Raw genomic sequence first — 18377 nt, forward strand, 5'->3', positions numbered from 1 at the left:
TATTAAAATTCTTCGGTTAACGGATTTTCGTCTTCATCTTTTATAAACTTGTGCCTGGCTGCAATGCTGCCGAATATATAATACAGGCCGGGTATGATCACCACACCAAATATGGTTCCCAGTAACATACCACCAGCTGCAGCAGTACCGATAGTACGGTTACCTAACTTACCAGGGCCATTGGCAAATACCAGGGGTATCAGGCCGGCAATAAAGGCAAAGGAGGTCATTAAGATGGGACGGAAACGGGCTTTGGCACCTTCCAGTGCTGCCTGTAATACGGTTAATCCCTGTTCACGGCGCTGCGCTGCAAACTCAACGATCAATACTGCATTCTTACCCAATAAACCTATCAGCATCACCATGGCTACCTGGGCGTAGATATTATTCTCCAGGCCAAATAGTTTTAACAGGAAGAAGGCGCCGAATATACCGGCCGGTAAGGATAGTATCACCGATAAGGGTAAAATAAAGCTTTCATATTGTGCGGCCAGTATGAGGTACACAAAACCAAGACAGATCAGAAAAATGTAAATGGCCTGGTTGTTTTGTGCTACTTCATCGGCAGATATACCGGCCCAGTCAATACCAAACCCCCGGGGTAATGTTTTATCCGCTACTTCCTTTATCACTTTGATGGCCTCACCGCTGCTGTAGCCCATCGCTGCCGAACCACTTATCTCCGACGAATTGTACATGTTATGACGGGTTATTTCCGACAGGCCATATACTTTCTCCATACTCATAAAGGCCGACAGGGGAACCATTTCTTCCTGGTCGTTCTTCACGTATATTTTCAGAATATCCTCCGGTAATGCCCTGTACTGTGCCGCTGCCTGTACAATTACTTTATACTGGCGGCCAAACTGGATAAAGCTGATCTCGTAGTTACTGCCCACTAAGGTGGATAAAGTATTCATTGCATTCTCTATCGACACTCCTTTCTGTTGCGCCAGGTCATTATCTATCTTCAGCATGTATTGCGGGTAACTGGCACTATAAAAACTAAACACCGAAGTAAGCTCGGGCCGTTTACTGAGTGCTGCCACAAACTCGTTGTTAACCGTCTCCATTTTTTTATAATCACCGGAGCCTGACTTATCCAGCAGCCGGAGCTCAAAGCCGCCCGCAGCACCATAACCCGGTACAGCCGGTGGCTGGAACAGTTCAATAGTGGCACCCGTAATATCTTTTGTCTTCTCTTCCAGTTCATGCATAATTTCCTGTACCGAGTGTTTACGTTCGCCCCAGTCTTTTAGGTTAACCAGGCAGGTGCCGGAGTTGGCGGCCGTGCCCTCTGTCAATATCTCGTAACCGGCCAGTGCCGATACGGATTGTATACCATCAATCTCCTCGGCTATTTTCTGCACCCGTTCGGCTATTTCGTTTGTTCTTTCCAGCGAGGAGCCCGGCGGCGTTTGTATCACTGCATAAAACATCCCCTGGTCTTCATTGGGAATAAAACCCGAAGGCACCACTTTGTTCAGTAAAAAAGTACCGATACTAAAGCCGATCAATACCACAAAAGTGATGACCCGGCGTGAAGCTACTTTCTCTAATAACTTTTGGTATTTACCAGCAGATTTGTTGAACAGTTTATTAAAACCATCAATAAACATTTTAATGGGTGTTCTTTTGGCCGGCACACCATGATTGTTTTTTAATACAATGGCACATAAGGCGGGTGTGAGGGTCAATGCCACAATACCCGACAGGATAATAGCCGTAGCCATGGTAATAGAAAACTGGCGGTAGAACATACCTACCGGTCCTGACATAAAAGCTACCGGTATAAATACAGCGGCCATTAAAAAGGTAATGGCGATAATAGCGCCTGATATTTCCTTTAAGGCCTTCTTCGTTGCCTTTCGCGGCTTTAAATGTTCGGCTTCCATCTTCGCATGGACAGCTTCAATTACCACAATGGCATCATCCACCACCACACCAATGGCCAGTACCAGGGCAAACAGCGTGATCAGGTTAAGCGTAATGCCAAAGAACTGCATGAACATAAAGGTACCCACCAGCGAAACCGGCACCGCAATAGCCGGTATAATGGTAGAGCGCCAGTCACCTAAGAAAATAAATACCACCAGGCCTACCAGTATAAAAGCTTCAATGAGGGTATGAATCACTTTTTCTATCGATGCATCCAGGAAGGAGGAAACGTCATAACTGATCTCGTAATCCATTCCTTTGGGGAAGGAGTTCTTTTTAATCTCTTTCAGTTTCTCCTTTACATCTTTAATTACCTGGCTGGCATTACTGCCATATGATTGTTTTAATACAATGGCGGCAGAGGGTTTGCCGTTCAGGTTGGAATAGATATCGTACATAGAGCTGCCAAACTCCACATCTGCCACATCTTTTAAACGCAGTATCTCACTGTTTGGCGTTGCCCTGAGTACCACATCCTCATATTGTTTCTGGGTAGTAAAACGTCCGGAGTACTTTAATACATATTCAAAAGATTGTGATCTTTTGCCGGAGCTTTCGCCTGTTTTACCGGGTGAGGCTTCCAGGCTTTGTTTACTCAGTGCTTCCATCACTTCCTCGGCCGATATTTTATAAGCCAGCATCCTGTCGGGTTTTAACCAGATACGCATGGCGTATTCACGGTTTCCCAGTATATCGGCAACACCTACACCATTTACCCTTCTTAATTCGGGTAACAGGTTAATGTCGGCGTAGTTAAATAAAAACTTCTGGTCTGCCTTGGGATCTTTGCTGTACAGGTTCACATACATCAGCATGTTGGATTCCTGCCGGGTGATCTTTACACCCTCACGTACTACCAGTGGCGGTAATTTATTAACCACCGATGCTACACGGTTCTGTACGTTTAAGGCTGCCTGGTTAGGGTCGGTACCTAAATTAAAAACAAGCTGGATGGAGGCCTCGCCGTCATTACCGGCATCTGAGGTCATATACTTCATGCCAGGCACACCGTTCAGTGCTCTTTCCAGCGGAATGATGGCCGATTTGATCATCAGCTCACCGTTGGCACCGGGGTACTCTACCGTAACGGTTACTTTGGGCGGTGAAATAGTAGGGAACTGGGTTACCGGTAAATTATTAATGGCCAGAATACCTAAAAAAACAATAATTAAAGAAATAACTATTGATAGTACAGGGCGCTGTATAAATTTATTGAACATGTCATAATGCTATTAATAGTTAACAATTATTCTGCTTTCAATCTTAAATGAGTGATTACCTCTTCAGGTTTCTGGTACTCATATTTTATCTTCTCATCCTCTTTTACTTTCTGCACACCTTCCAGCAGTATGCGGTCATCTGGCGACAGGCCACTGGCTACCACATACAGATCGGGCATTTCGGTTTGAATGATGATATTTCTCGATTGCACCACATTGTTCTTATCAATAACAAAAACATATTTTTTATCCTGTATTTCATAAGTAGCTTTCTGAGGAATCAGCAACGCTCCTTTCAGGGGTATGGTCATTAATACCTTACCGGTCTCACCATGTTTCAATAACTTATCCGGGTTAGGGAATTTTGCCCTGAAGGCGATATTACCTGTCTCATTATTAAATTCCCCTTCTATGGTCTCCACCATGCCGGTATAGGGTAGCAGGGAGTTATCGGCCAGGCGCAGGTTTAACTGTTGTTTGCTGTCCTTTGCATGGGTCTGGTAATTCAGGTATTCCGGCTCCGACACATTAAAGTAGGCAAACATCTGGCTGTTGTCAGACAGGCTGGTCAGCAGTTCGCCTTCATCAATCAGGCTTCCTATTTTCTTGGGCAGCCGGTTTATCACACCGCTGAACGGCGCTCTTATTTCCGTAAAGGATAAATGCAGTTTAGCCAAAGCTATTTCGGCATTGGCCTTGTCCAGCTTGGCCTGGGCCATGGCCTGCTCATTTTTTGAAACGATGTTCTTTTCCACTAACACTTTTGCATTCTGTAATTCAATATCAGAAGCTCTTGCCTCGGCCTGGGCTTTCAATAATTCTGCCTCGTACATTTTGGGCATTATCCTGAACAGGAGCTGGCCCTCTTTTACATACTGGCCTTCATCCACGTAAATGTTCTGCAAAAAGCCTCTTTCCTGGGCCCTGATCTCAATATTGCGGATGGAGTTGATCTGGGTAACATACTCTTTCGTAAAAGACGTGTCAGCTAATAAAGGGCTGGTAACGATATAAGTATTGGTTTCTTCCGGCTCATGTTTTTTGCTTTTGCAGCCGGTTAAATACGTCAGCGTTAATACGCATGCGTACAATATAATTCTGTTCATGGGGGAATAATTCAGTGAGTGTAATAATATTGGCCAGCGGTAAAACGAGGCCGTGTATAAGTTTAAAACTTACCTGTAAATGGGTACAGGTAATATTGCTGTTCGGGAATATTCAACATTTACCTGCCTGTTGCTGTTGGGGTAACATACAGGAGTATGTACAACAAATCCTTCATTTGCTGTTACAGGCATACAACAAAACAGTAAATACTGCGGTAAAATATATTACACTGATATCAGATCCTTAATACACGGATCAGTAAATACCTGTCAATAGTGGGCGACAGGCCTGGAGAAATGAATGTTTCACTATCAGAACGATCGGTGAAAATTTGCGGGAGATAATAAGATTGAAAGCTGTAAACTGGTTTAACCTGTTTAACTGGCTGGTCAGTATGATCCTCATCTTCTCGCTCTTCTGCAATTATTTCCGGGGCATCATACTTTGTAATGGTCGTTAACGGAGTTACCCGCTCATCAATATGCAAAAATATCCGGGTCTGGTCGTTATGAGAAGGTTTGTGGTTATATACCGTATTGTCGCGGACAGGCATCACACCCGCATGGGCGGTGTTCTGGCTGCCGAAAATCAGGCAGGTGAGGTATAAAAGAAATAACGACAGTCTCATTAAAACACAAAATTAGGGAAAGAAATCATCTTCAATAATAATTAGTATGAACGGCCCACTAAAATAAAGTTAAAATCTAATGCTCTTTATCAGGGGCTATCAGCAGTAGTGCTGCTATCAGCCCATATGCGGCTGTACGCTTGTAGTGGCCTGCCTTACACTCATCCGCACACCGGCCAGCTACCGCTTCCATCCGCCAGCCCTTCAGCAGTAAAACAATAATGAACGTTCATTATTGTTTTCATCATTACGGTTATTGCTGCTGTTGTCCTGCAAAATTTTCTATATAATCCGGAATGTCTTCGCCGCTTTTACCAATTGCCTGCATGGTTACATCGGTAAGCTCTTCAAATCTATGTCCGTCTTCATAACCCACCGATACATACACGGATAAGGATTGCCGCGCCGGTCCTTTAAACGTACCTTTAATAGGGGAGCAGTCATTAAAATTACGGCCCACCGCCAGCTTTACGTGGTTATTGGTTACCCATACATTATTGGTGGGGTCAATACCTGTCCAGCCATAACCCGGTATCCAGGCTTCTACCCAGGCATGGGTAGCGCCTTCGCCACGCATACCGTCGGTATTAGGACATATATAACCGCTTACATACCTGCCGGGTATCTGCAGTGTATGCAGTAATTCCAGCATTACATGGGCAAAGTCCTGGCAAACCCCCGACCTTAGTTCCAATATCTCTGCAACTGTGGTTTCAATATGGGTTATGCCTTTGATGTATTTAAAATTATTGAAAATATACCCGCTGCATTTTTCAACAATGGTGGCCACCGACATATCCGGTGTATAAAAAACATTTACCAGCTGCTGTAGCGGTTCCCGAAGATCCGTTTCTTTTAACTGTGCCAGTTCCAGCAGGTTCAGGTTAAAACAAATCTCATCCCTTAGCTGTGCAAGGGTTGCCGTGCTGTTCACCGGCGGGTTGGGGTTGCCCAGGGTACGTATGATCAGTTTGCTTTCGATCACCAGTTCCTGGTGGGCAGCCATTAAGTTAAACATACCCGCCTGGTTGCCCCAGTAATCTTCTATTTCCAGTATATCGGGGTTATCGGTTATGTTCAGCTGGTGAAAAAGTGTTTCCTGGGTATTACAATTAAAGGGATAGATCCTTATTTCGTTTACACTTTCTTTAATAGGGCGGTCGTACTGGTATTTAGTAATATGATGAATATTAAAAACTGGCATTATAACAAGGGTATTATGCGTATGAAAAATAAATTCTTGTCAACTGGTTAGAAAAATTAACAAGGTCATTACGCAGGTTGTACAGGTAGTGAGGTAAACTTGTTTCCTTGATCGTATTCATGTCGGCAAATTCTACTTTACTTATTATTCTGCCAAATGTTTTTTGTAATTGTTCCACGCCTTCAATTTTTGCATCGGTTATAATAAACTTTAAGTACCGGTTAATACGGCTTAAAGAGTAGATCAAAGATCTGGGGAAATCCTGGTTAAAGATGATATGGTCTATTACCGAGATATTATGTTCGGCCCGGGTATATTTTTTCAGGTATAGTTCATACCCCGATAAAGATATGAGCAGGTTGCGCCAGAAAAGAATATCCTGCGATTGTTTTAATTCGTGGTTGATCTTCTGGAAATGCGCATAGGTAATATCAATGGTTAAAATAGCCCTTTCAATAAACTTACCCAGGTTCATAAAATTCCAGCCCTGGCCACGGGGCATGGTACTGTCGGTAACACCATAAAACAGGGTATTGTTCTGGTCCAGCTCATCAATTACTTCCAGTGCATGCGAGCCGGTGATCTTTGCCGTCAGGGCAGGGTCATTAATAATATGGTACAGTTGGTTTACCTGCTCCCATACTTCCTTGGTAATATTATCCTGTACACCGCGGGCATTTTCCCTGGCCCGGGAGATGAGTACGCGTATGGAGTTAAAATTCTTGGTATCATTAATTAAAAAATGAAGGGCGGCTGTTTCTGCATTGGCCACCTCTTTTAATTTCTCTTCTGTAGTATCAGCACAAAGGGTTACCACATCCTTCCAGGTAAAGGAAGCATTGGTGCCGCTGTCAAATGCCAGTATATAATTGGTGCGTATCACACGCATGAGGCAATCGCTGCGTTCCATATAACGGTTCAACCAAAAAAGTGAATCAGCAATACGACTTAACATATTTTAAGAAAGTTAAAATGTTCAAAAGTTCAAATGTTCAGGGTTATTAAAACCTGTTGTGGTAATTAGTTTTACAGGATAGGCTGTAACGAGTATGCTGAATAGATCCATTGGTAATAAATTAAATCCAACCTTACCGGTTACAACCGGAGCGGGTAGCAGTACTATAGCCGGCTACATTACAGGTCTACCACCCAGGTATCTTTACTGCCGCCGCCCTGCGATGAGTTTACCACCAGTGATCCCTCGCTTAAAGCTACCCTGGTTAAACCGCCGGGTACAATTTTAATGCCGCCGGGACCGCAAAGTGCATAGGGACGCAGGTCCACATGCCTGGGCTGTAATTTGCCATCAATAAAACAGGGAACTGTTGACAGCTTAATGATGGGTTGTGCAATAAAATCCCTGGGGTTGGCCAGTATCTCTTTTTTTACGCCGGCCAGCTCTTCCTCGGCCGCTTTATCGCCCATCACCATACCATAACCACCGGATTGGTTGGTGCGTTTGATCACCATTTTTTCCATATTCTCAAATACATGCTGGCGGGCATCGGCATCTTCCATGCTATAGGTGGGCACATTGGGCAATATTACTTCTTCATTCAGGTAATATTTTATCATGGCGGGCACATAGGCGTACACGGCTTTATCATCGGCCACGCCGTTACCTACGGCATTTACAATGGCAATATTGCCTTTCCGGTAAGCGCTCATTAAACCCGGTACACCCAAAGCACTGTCGGGTCTGAAAACCAGCGGATCCAGGTAATCATCATCCAGGCGGCGGTATAATACATGTACCTGTTGCAGGCCGGCCGTGGTTTTCATATATACTTTATGGTTATCCACCAGCAGGTCACGCCCTTCTACCAATGGTATGCCCATCTGGCGGGCCAGGAAGGTATGTTCAAAGTAGGCAGAATTATAAACACCCGGTGTTAACAACGCCACGGTAGGGTTGGATAATTGTTGCGGGGCCAGGCTGCCTAAAATATCATGTAATAAAAGCGGGTAATTGTTGATCATGCGGGCCTTGCTGTTACCCAGCATACCGGGAAAGATACGTTTGGTCACTTCACGGTTCTCCAGCATATACGATACACCCGAAGGGGTACGCAGGTTATCTTCCAGTATATAGAAAGTCCCATCCTGGCCACGGATCAGGTCAATGCCCGAAATATGTACATACAGGTCGTGCGGCACTTTTACCCCGTGTACCTCACGGGTATAATGCGGGCAGGTTGCGATCAGTTCGGCCGGTATCACTTTGTCCTTTAAAATCTGCTGGTCCGAATAAATATCCTTTAAAAACAGGTTAAGCGCCCTTAAACGCTGGGTAATGCCCAGTTCAATATGCCGCCATTCGGTGCCGGTAAGTATACGGGGAATTATATCAAAGGGAAATATTTTTTCAATGCCTGCATTATCACTGTATACCGTAAACGTGATGCCCTGGTTCATAAACAGCTCGCCGGCTTGTTTATCTTTTTGCAGTAAAAGCTCTACAGGAAGCTGGGCAATATCATTGTATATCTGCCCGTATTGCGAACGGATACCATCCTGGTAACACATTTCGTCCCAAATGCCGGAGTAGGCACCATAGTTCTCAAACAGTTGCTTGCCAATCATAACAGTTGTCAGGTGTAAAGGTTAAAAAATTATAAATATGCGCAAGGCCAACCGTCTGTGTGAATATAATAATAAATACTGTAAAACCAACTTACAGCTTTTTTTATTTTTTATTAAGTGCTTTAAAACAATGTTTTGCAAACTGTATTTGGCATATTTAGTTTACCTATTTTTGTTTGGTTGGTACTGTTAACGGTAGCCAATGTGTATTAATAATAAACAGCATGAAGGGACTGATATTTTTTTTAACGGGGTTATGGTGCTTGTCAACACAGGTTTATGCGCAGTCGTTAAGTATGGAAGAGAGTTATGCCCGTAATTCGCCGGGTGTGGTAATGGTACAGACTGTTTTTTCGGGTACGGTGTATGTGCGCAAGGTAGACCTGAACCAGTATAATTTTAATAAACTGGTGGACTCTATTAAAGCGCTGGACCCATTACAGAATATGTTATCTGCCTCGCAAAAACTGGATATATTACTCTCTGCCTTATATCGTTCACCCACCCGTTTTTTCTCACCTACATTTGAATACCTGAGCCAGCGTCACCGTTTTATTGCCAATGGTACCGGCTTTTTTATATCGGGTGATGGTTATGTGCTCACCAATTGTCATGTGATAGACAGGGACAGTACCTATATCCAGCGGCAGTTTATGTTGTCCACCTTCCAGGAGTTAACGGAAAGTAGTATTACTTCGCTGGAACAATCCTGGCAGGTGTCTTTATCTGATGAACAAAGAAATACCTTATTTGATGTATATGGCTTCTTGTATTCACGCACATCTCCTATGCAATTATCCAATGTAGAAAAACAGGTGAATGTGGTGTACAGGATCGGTAATGAAAAGAACAATGATGAAGCCAGGATAAAGAAGCAGGCGAAGGTATTAATAAAAGGTGCGGCCATGCCGGGTAAGGATGTGGCCATACTGAAGATAGATGATGTACATAATTTACCTTCTCTCAAAATTGCAAGAGAGGATGTGCCCCGTATTGGCAGCCGTGCGCTGGTGATCGGCTTCCCCGACCCGGTAGGCAATCATGCGTTCCTGGCGAAAGAATCAGCTAATGAACCTACTTTAACGGTAGGGGTCATCAGTTCTATTAAACAGTCGGTTAACAATTTCCCGGTAATACAGATGGATGCGACCATTGCCCATGGCAGCAGCGGCAGCCCGGTTTGCGATGAAAAAGGTGAAGTGATCGGGCTGGCTACTTTCGGGTCCATTGAAAGAAGAAGTAATACCCTGGCCAGCGGGTTTAACTTTGCCGTACCGGTTTCAGTTATCCGCAGTTTTATTGATTCACTGAAAATACTTCCCGATCAAAGTGATGCTACAGACCTGTACAACCAGGGGCTGCAGTTTTTTTATACATCCTATTATCGTAAAGCCCTGGCAAAATTCAAGGAGGTAGAGCGGATCAATGCCAATTATCCCATGTTGTATTCCTTTATGACTGATGCAGAACGCAAAGCCGCTTCCGATTCGGACAAACAGAATTATTTTGAAAAATATTTCTTCCGTATCATGGCGGTTTTCCTGATACTCGCGGGTATTTATATTTATATCCGCAGGCTGGGAGCGAGGCGGGCCAAGTTTATGATTAAAAGTTAATAATGATAAAAAAACAAAACCCCTCAATCGAGGGGTTTGTTGTGTATTAGAAAAGATCATTATTGAAGGTCCAGTTTGATCTGCAGCTCCGTGAACTGTTTATCATCAATGGCCGCAGGAGCATCCAGCATTACATCCCTGCCTGCATTGTTTTTAGGGAAGGCAATAAAGTCCCTGATACTTTCGCTGCCGCCTAAAATAGAACAAAGGCGGTCAAAACCAAAGGCAATACCACCATGCGGGGGAGCGCCATACTCAAAAGCCCCTAATAAGAAGCCGAATTTATGTTGCTGCTCTTCGGCATCCATACCCAGGGCGGCAAACATTTTTTCCTGTAATTCGCGCTGGTAAATACGGATAGATCCACCGCCGATCTCGTTACCGTTCAATACCATATCATAAGCATTGGCCTTGATATTGGCGTAGGGGTGTTTTAAATATTCGGCAGCGTTCTCAATCACCGGGTTATTGCCGATCATGGTGCTGATATCTGATGGTTTGGGTGAGGTGAACGGATGGTGACGGGCTACCCAACGGTTGCCTTCCTCATCGTATTCAAATAAGGGGAAGTCGAGTACCCATAATAAACGGAACTCATCTTCTTTTCTTAAGCCCAAACGTTTACCCATCTCCAGGCGTAATTCGCTGGTAGCTTTACGGGTTCTTTCCTCAGCACCGGCCAATACCAGTACCAGGTCGCCGGCTTTGGCACCTGCCGCATCGGCAATGGCTTTTAACCTGCTTTCGTCATAAAACTTATCTACGCTGCTTTTATAAGTGCCATCTGCATTTACTTTAATAAATACCAGGCCTTTCATACCTATCTGGGGGCGTTTTACCCATTCGGTTATCTCGTCTGTCTGTTTACGGGTATATTCCGCACAACCGGGCACAGCAATGGCGATCACGGTCTCGGCACTGTCAAATACCTGGAAGTCGGCGCCGTTGATCAGTGAGGCGATACTTTCTTTAGTCGGGAAGGTATGGGCCGGGAATTTCAGGTTGCATAACTGCATGCCGAAACGGATATCCGGCTTGTCGTTACCATAGGTCCACATGGCTTCTTCCCATGTCATACGTTCAATGGTAGCGGTATAATCAATATCTTTTACATCTTTAAAGATCTGTTTTACCATGCCTTCAAACATGGCCAGGATGTCTTCCTGCTCTACAAATGCCATTTCACAGTCGATCTGCGTAAACTCAGGCTGGCGGTCAGCACGCAGGTCCTCATCACGGAAACATTTTACGATCTGGTAATAACGGTCATAACCGCTTACCATCAGTAACTGTTTAAAGGTTTGTGGTGATTGCGGTAAGGCGTAAAACTGTCCCGGGTTCATGCGGCTGGGTACTACAAAGTCACGGGCGCCCTCGGGAGTGGATTTAATTAAGAACGGGGTCTCAATATCCATGAAGCCGTTATTGTGTAAATAATTCCTGGCAGCGCGGCCTACTGCATAGCGCAGTTCCAGGTTCTTTTTTACCGCATTGCGGCGCAGGTCAAGGTAGCGGTATTTCATGCGCAGGTCATCGCCGCCATCTGTATCATCCTGTATGGTAAAGGGTGGTACGGCCGATTTATTGAGTATGGTAAAACTGCTGACAATAATTTCTATATCACCGGTAGCAATATTGGCGTTTTTATTGGTACGTTCATTTACCGTACCGCTGGCCTGCAGTACAAACTCACGTCCCAGCGGGTTTTCTTCCAGTTGTTTATTCAGTTCCTCCCCAAATAATAATTGGGTAATGCCATAACGGTCGCGCAGGTCCACAAAAGTAATAGCCCCGAATTTGCGGATGGTTTGTACCCATCCTGCCAGTGTAACCTGCTGGCCGGCATTGTTTAATCTTAACTCCCCGTTGGTATGTGTTCTGTACATATTAAAATGATAATTGTATAGTGCTCAATAGAAATAGCGGCCGGTTATAAAAACCAAGGCCCTTTAAACAGTGCGCAAAGATAGCAAGGGTAATATTATCAGCCAATTGTGCTTTGAATAAATATTTGGGGTGTAAACCGCCGGCTACCGTTATTGGACGGTCGTTGTATTGTGTACTATTTCGGCAGGTTTCTCCCGCAGATGAAGCAGAGAGAACAAACGCTGATTAGCGTAAATCAGCGGAAGAGATCAGCGCCATCTGCGGGAAAAATTAAGAGTTGCCAAAATTTAAAGGGACCGCCCTGATCATGAGCAGTTTTTTGTATTAAAAACCGTCTATAAAAAAAGTAAAACTATTTTATGTAAATGATGCATTTACTGCATCGTGCCAGATATAATACCTGCTTATGCGATTTTTTTTACTCACGGTTAGCTTTTTATGGATAGGATATACCCTGCATGCACAACAGAACTGGCCGCAACTCCGTAAGTCGAGCTGGCAAACCCTGGTGTATAAAATACCCGCCGATACTGCAGAACGTTATATACATAAAGGTATTGCCAGCCCTGAACATTACCTGCACCAGGAGCCTTTTACCAGCTGGCATAAGGACAGCAGCCGCAGCGATGAACTGCCGGTGGGTAACTACCTCTTACTGTCCCTTGATGGGTATAAGATAACAGCAAGGTATTACTGCCAGAGCAGGATCAGCATTTACCCCATCAATAACCAGCGCCGGGTACAGATAGAAGTATTGGACAGCCTGGGTTTGCCTGTAAACCTTGCAGCGGTATGGGTGAATAAAAAACGGCTGCAACAGGTAAAGAACAGCAATACATTTTTACTGAAGCAAAAATATCCCGATGAGACCATTATAAAAGTGGCCATACCCGGCGACACCTTGTTTATGGAGCTAACTGCCATGGAGGATATACAGAAAAAAGCTTTCCCGCAACGGGTACACAATTTTTTTACCTATAATAAAGCCGGCCGTATACTGGCATGGCCGGTAAAAAAAATAGACCGGCTTTTTACCGGTGACCGTTATTATTACAAATCTAAAAAGAGTAAAGGGTTCAGAAGCAATAACGGGTACATGGTATTCAGCAAACCCCTGTACAAGCCCGCTGATACGGTAAGGTTAAAAGCCTATATATTGAACCGGAAATTAAAACAGGTACGCAAACCATTATCGGTATACCTGGAATATAGCAGTGACGGTCAATATATCAGTAAGGAACTGGCCACTGTTAATCCGGAAACGCCAGGTGCTTTTGTCTACGATTTTGTATTGGGTGATTCGCTGAAGACTGACCGGACCTACACAATTCTTTTTTATGACAAAAAAAAGAACCAGTATGCAAGAAATAGTTTTGTGATGGAGGATTATTTGCTGGATGAAGTAAGCAGTTATACAATTACACCTGCTAAAACCGCTTATTTCCGGCATGATACCCTGGCATTTACTGCCAGCGCCAAAGATGCCAATGGCCTGTCCCTGATGGATGGAAAAGTGGAGCTGTACCTGTTGCGTAATAATGTAAACGCTTTTTACCGGGACAGGATGTATATACCGGATACTTTGTGGCGTGCAACCAAAAACCTTGTTGTAGAAGGAGACACCCGTTTTGAAGTGCCCGGTACTTATTTTCCCGAAGCTGATATGGATATTACGGTGAAAGCGGTTTTTAAGAACAGTAATAACGAAATACAGGAAAAAACAGCTGCCATTACGCTGGCGGCTAACCAGCGGCTGATACAGGTAGAACAGGCTGATGGCTTTATTACGGCTACTTATCGGGAAAACGGGAAGTCACTGGCAATGGAAGGTACGGTAGCAAACGATCATATTAACGCAACGGTTATTCAATTCCCCTATAGAGAAAAGATCAACCCGCATCTCAGTTATTATTCTTTTGTGGCCCGGGTGGCAGATTCGGTAATGGTGAGTCAATACACTGCCGTTAATAATTATTATCAACCGCAGTTCCGGCATGTACAGGAGAAGGACCTTGCCGGGTTTGGCTTGTCTAACCCTTACCGTATTACTGTTCATTACGCTGTTTTTACCGGTAATAAGCTGGTGACAAACGGCGTGGATACTGCAGCTGATATTGTGTGGAAGGATAAACTGAAAAAAAATAAACTATACAATGTACACTGGAATTATATCTGGGCGGGTGAAGAGCATAAAGGACAGGAGAAGGTTGTATTAATGGATAAACTGATGCAAACTGACATTAAAGGGGCTCAAACCGTTTATCCCGGGCAAAAAGATACCATTACAGTACAGGTGAAAGATTATAAGGGTAAGCCTGCTGCGGGTGTTAATTTAACGGCTGTGAGTTATAATACACAATTTGGCGGCAAGGCAAAAGTAAAAGAGCCACCTTATCTCCAGCGATTTAAAGACGGGCGCAGGGTATTATTTGATAATTACGAACTGGATGATGCAGACTTTACCGGCTATTTCCATTTAGGTAAACATGCTGCATGGATAGATAAATTTCATACCGACAGTATGTTATACTACCAGCTTTTATTTCCCGAAAATGGCAAAAAGATGGTGCAGACAAAACTGTCGGAGTTTTTACCGCAGGTGTCTTTGCATGCTGTGGCCAAAGGTGTGCCACAGGAAATTTATATGTTATACATTAACCGGGAACTGGTTTGGTATAACGGTGTAACGGACAGGTCTAAATATGCCTTCCCGTTAATGCCTGGCTTTGTACAGTTCAGCATGCGGTTGAGGGATCAGTATATAGAGCTGGACAGTATTTATATCCAGCCTTATTATAAACATGATATCGTGGTTGATATTGATCAGCTGTCCGGGAAATACAAAAAAGAAGAAAGGTCACATACGCTGCAGCCCTGGGAAAAGCAGTTGCTGGAGAACAGTTTGCTCAGGCTGCAGAATAACGATATACATACCGGTGGTTTGATCTGGCAGGGTAACAGGCTCGTAAAACTTGGCGCAGCAAAAAATTATCTTGTGGGGCCTTTCAGGCAGAACCAACCCGTAATATTTTATAAGCCCGGCGTATTCGATCTTGAATTTCCTTTTGAACCCGCTTATCAATACCGATTATCACCAAAAGTTGCCCGCCTCGAAAGAACGCCATTGTTCGAAAAAAAGGTGACGCTGCCATTGGTTAAAGAACCTGTTTGGTTATTAGGTGATACCATACAGGCTCCCCCGGAAATTGATTACTCAGTAAAGCCTGCTGTTGTCAATCCGGTTTACCTGGAATCAAATGATCATTATTATTACAATTTAAAAGGGAACAGCCAGCTGGTGATTGCTCCACCCCGGGATTCCAGCTTTGAATATGGTGTTTTACGGCCATTAGCAGATAGTGGTTTTACCCATATTAAACGATATAATCTTGGTACATATTATAATGTAAAACCGGGTAAGTATGAACTTGTCATGCGTACTTATAACGGCCATTACATAGTGGTAAAAGATATTGAAGTAAAGGCAGAAGGGCTGAATTATGTAAATGCAAAAAATGCAGCGTTTGAGAAAAACAACGAATTCGTGGCCTTACTGTCGCAACAACACGAGGAACGCAGGCGCGCTATCCTTTTATTGAACCGGGAGAAATATGAAAAACAAAAAAGAGCAGAAGCACAGCCCGGTGCGGTGCCCATGCCTTCAGGTAAAGCCGGTATAGCGGGTATGGTAAAAGATAGCCAGGGCGGTGCTCCCATTGTTGGAGTTGTAGTCACAATTAACGGATATACCACAGCCACCATTACTGACGAAAGCGGTACTTATAGTTTTAGAGAATTAAAGGCTGGGAGTTACAGAATAGTCTTTAGTAATATTGGATATGAGAGCTATGAGCAGGATATCGTCATAGAGGATGGTGCTGTCAAAACCGTAAATGCAGCCTTAAAACTGGTTACTCAACGGTTGGAAGAGGTAGTAGTAACCGCTTACGGCTTGCAGAAAAAGAGTAACCTGACCGGCGCCGTATCGATGGTCAGCAGCCAGGAAATAACCTCGGTTTTAGCAGGTAAAGTAGCCGGGGTGAATGTAGAAGGAAAGTCTGATAATACTTCAAATATCATGATACGCGGACTAAGTTCCTTAAACGCCGGTAATGCTGGTTTATATGTTGTAGACGGGGTGGTGATGGATAAGATGCCGGATGGGATTGATCCGGAAAATGTATCTCTTTTAAAGGGAGCAGAAGCCATTAGTTTATACGGTTCCCGCGCTGCCAATGGGGTGGTGATCATTACCACCAGGGGCTTTGCAGGCCCGGTGATCCGTGAACAGTTCAGGGATTATGCATTCTGGCAACCCAACTTGATTACCGATAAAAAAGGCCAGGTGTCCTTTGCCGTAACCTACCCGGATAATATTACCAGCTGGCAGACTTTTGTAGTGGGTATGGATAAAAAGAAGCGCATTACCAAAACCTCTACAATTGTTAAAGCATTTAAACCCTTGCTGGCACAATTGTCGGCTCCCCAGTTTTTGGTAGAAGGTGACCGCAGTGTGTTTACCGGTAAACTGATGAACTATACCGGCGAAACGACTAATGCCACCGTGACTACCACTATCGGTCAGGAGTCAGTTACACATGCAGTAACCATGCCCGGCAAAGAAAGTGTACTGGTGCCTGTTCCTGTTCAGCCTGTTAATTATGATACCTTATCCGTTACGTTTTCTATGGATGTGGCAAATGGTTTTAAAGACGGAGAGCTGCGTAGGATACCGGTGATCAGGAAAGGTGTGAAAGAGACCACGGGTGATTTCTGGGTACTGCCGGCTGACACGGCTTTCAGCTTTGTTCCGGTAAAAGAGGGAATGGTAACGGTTCATGCACAGAACAATGCCCTGGACCTGTTGCTGGACGAATTAAAACAACTGAAAGATTATCCTTATTACTGTATGGAGCAAACTGCTTCCAAGATAAGAGGATTATTGGCTGAGCAAAAGATCATGGCCCATTTAAAACGGCCTTTTACCGGTGATAAATTATTGCAGCAATTAAAACGAAAACTACAGGAGTCCCAGAATTTTGACGGTGGCTGGGGTTGGTGGAAAGGTGGTAACTCCAACCTGTATATCTCTGCCTATATCACCAAAGTGCTGCCTTTGTTGAAGGATGATCCCTTGCTGGCATCCAATATCCGTAATGCCCTCCTGTATTTACAAAACCAGTTGGGTAATATGAACCGTTACCAGTTACTGGAGGTATTGTACACGCTCAGTGAAACAGGTCACCAGATGGACTATGTATTTTATTTAAGAAAAATTCCTTTTGACTCAATAAACATCCACGGGCAATGGCAGGTGGTGAAGATCAGACAAATGCAGAACCTTCCATATCATACTGAACTGGATAAACTGATGGCGAAGAAGATACCCACCATGTTAGGCGGGCTGCATTGGGGCATGGATAGTTATAGCTGGCAAAACAATGCCATGGCCACAACCACGCTTGCTTTCCAGGTATTGAACAATGAAAAAAATACCGAACAGGTGCTTGGTGGTATCTTACAATACTTTATGGCATCCAGGAAAAATGGTGGCTGGAGGAATACGGTTGAGTCGGCCAATATAACCAGTGTGCTCTTACCTTATCTCTTATCGCGGAATGCTTCGGTAGCAGAAAAACCGTCCTTACAGGTAAGTACTGCGGCAGGTGCTAAAGTGTATACTGAATTTCCGTTGACCTTATCTGTTAAAGAAAAAGGAACGATTGATTTTACCAGGATCGGTGGCGGTATGCTCTACCTCACTGCCTGGCAGACCTATTTTAATACGGCGCCACAGCCGGTATCAGATAAGTTTACCATCAGCACTGCTTTTGAAAGAAACGGTAAAACGGTTACCCATTTACAGGCCGGGGAAAAAGCCGTGATGAAAGTAACGGTAACTGTTCATGCTGAGGCGGAATATGTGCAGCTGGAAATTCCTATACCAGCAGGCTGTACCTATGCTGAAAGAAAACAGGATAACTGGCGGATGCATAAAGAGTACCTGAAAGACAGGGTAGTGATGTTTATAGAAAACCTGCCGAAAGGTCAATATACCTATGAGGTTGAACTGGAACCAAGGTATACCGGTACTTATAACCTGAACCCGGTAAAAGCGGAGCTGATGTATTTCCCTACTTTTTATGGGCGTAACCAGGGAACTACCGTTAATATTGAAAAATAACAGTACTGGC

The 18377-nt window shown here is 44.2% G+C and carries 9 protein-coding genes; 2 read left to right on the forward strand and 7 right to left on the reverse strand.

Going from position 1 to position 18377, the window contains the following annotated elements:
• Positions 1-2: 2 nt before the first annotated feature.
• From ACFS6H_RS14710 to ACFS6H_RS14735, 6 genes are all read right to left on the reverse strand, one after another.
• On the reverse strand, positions 3-3158 hold the full coding sequence (locus ACFS6H_RS14710; protein WP_386100370.1) for an efflux RND transporter permease subunit: 3156 nt from the start codon (positions 3156-3158) through the stop codon (positions 3-5).
• A 26-nt stretch (positions 3159-3184) separates the two neighbouring features.
• Positions 3185-4264, reverse strand: a complete 1080-nt coding sequence (locus ACFS6H_RS14715; protein ID WP_386100373.1) for an efflux RND transporter periplasmic adaptor subunit — start codon at positions 4262-4264, stop codon at positions 3185-3187.
• A 236-nt stretch (positions 4265-4500) separates the two neighbouring features.
• Entirely contained in the window at positions 4501-4893 is a 393-nt protein-coding gene (locus tag ACFS6H_RS14720) for a hypothetical protein (protein ID WP_386100376.1), read from the reverse strand.
• A 253-nt stretch (positions 4894-5146) separates the two neighbouring features.
• Positions 5147-6097: a transglutaminase family protein gene (locus ACFS6H_RS14725; protein ID WP_386100379.1), complete on the reverse strand. Its 951-nt coding sequence runs from the start codon at positions 6095-6097 to the stop codon at positions 5147-5149.
• 13 nt (positions 6098-6110) lie between these two features.
• Positions 6111-7052 carry an alpha-E domain-containing protein gene (locus tag ACFS6H_RS14730; RefSeq protein ID WP_386100382.1) on the reverse strand — a complete coding sequence of 314 codons (942 nt, stop codon included), beginning with the start codon at positions 7050-7052 and terminating at the stop codon, positions 6111-6113.
• A gap of 179 nt (positions 7053-7231) precedes the next feature.
• Positions 7232-8680 carry a circularly permuted type 2 ATP-grasp protein gene (locus ACFS6H_RS14735; protein ID WP_386100385.1) on the reverse strand — a complete coding sequence of 483 codons (1449 nt, stop codon included), beginning with the start codon at positions 8678-8680 and terminating at the stop codon, positions 7232-7234.
• Between the two features lie 263 nt (positions 8681-8943).
• On the opposite strand from ACFS6H_RS14735, the gene ACFS6H_RS14740 reads away from it, so the two are divergent.
• On the forward strand, positions 8944-10296 hold the full coding sequence (locus tag ACFS6H_RS14740; protein WP_386100388.1) for a S1C family serine protease: 1353 nt from the start codon (positions 8944-8946) through the stop codon (positions 10294-10296).
• A 59-nt stretch (positions 10297-10355) separates the two neighbouring features.
• On the opposite strand, the gene aspS is transcribed toward ACFS6H_RS14740, so the two are convergent.
• A complete protein-coding gene (gene aspS / locus ACFS6H_RS14745; RefSeq protein ID WP_386100391.1) occupies positions 10356-12182 on the reverse strand; it encodes an aspartate--tRNA ligase in 1827 nt (608 codons plus the stop codon).
• Between the two features lie 407 nt (positions 12183-12589).
• Between aspS and ACFS6H_RS14750 the strand changes: the two genes are divergently transcribed.
• Positions 12590-18367 carry a carboxypeptidase-like regulatory domain-containing protein gene (locus ACFS6H_RS14750; RefSeq protein WP_386100394.1) on the forward strand — a complete coding sequence of 1926 codons (5778 nt, stop codon included), beginning with the start codon at positions 12590-12592 and terminating at the stop codon, positions 18365-18367.
• Positions 18368-18377: the final 10 nt, after the last annotated feature.

This window comes from Terrimonas rubra, assembly GCF_042686025.1.
Taxonomy (GTDB): Bacteria; Bacteroidota; Bacteroidia; order Chitinophagales; family Chitinophagaceae; genus Terrimonas; species Terrimonas rubra.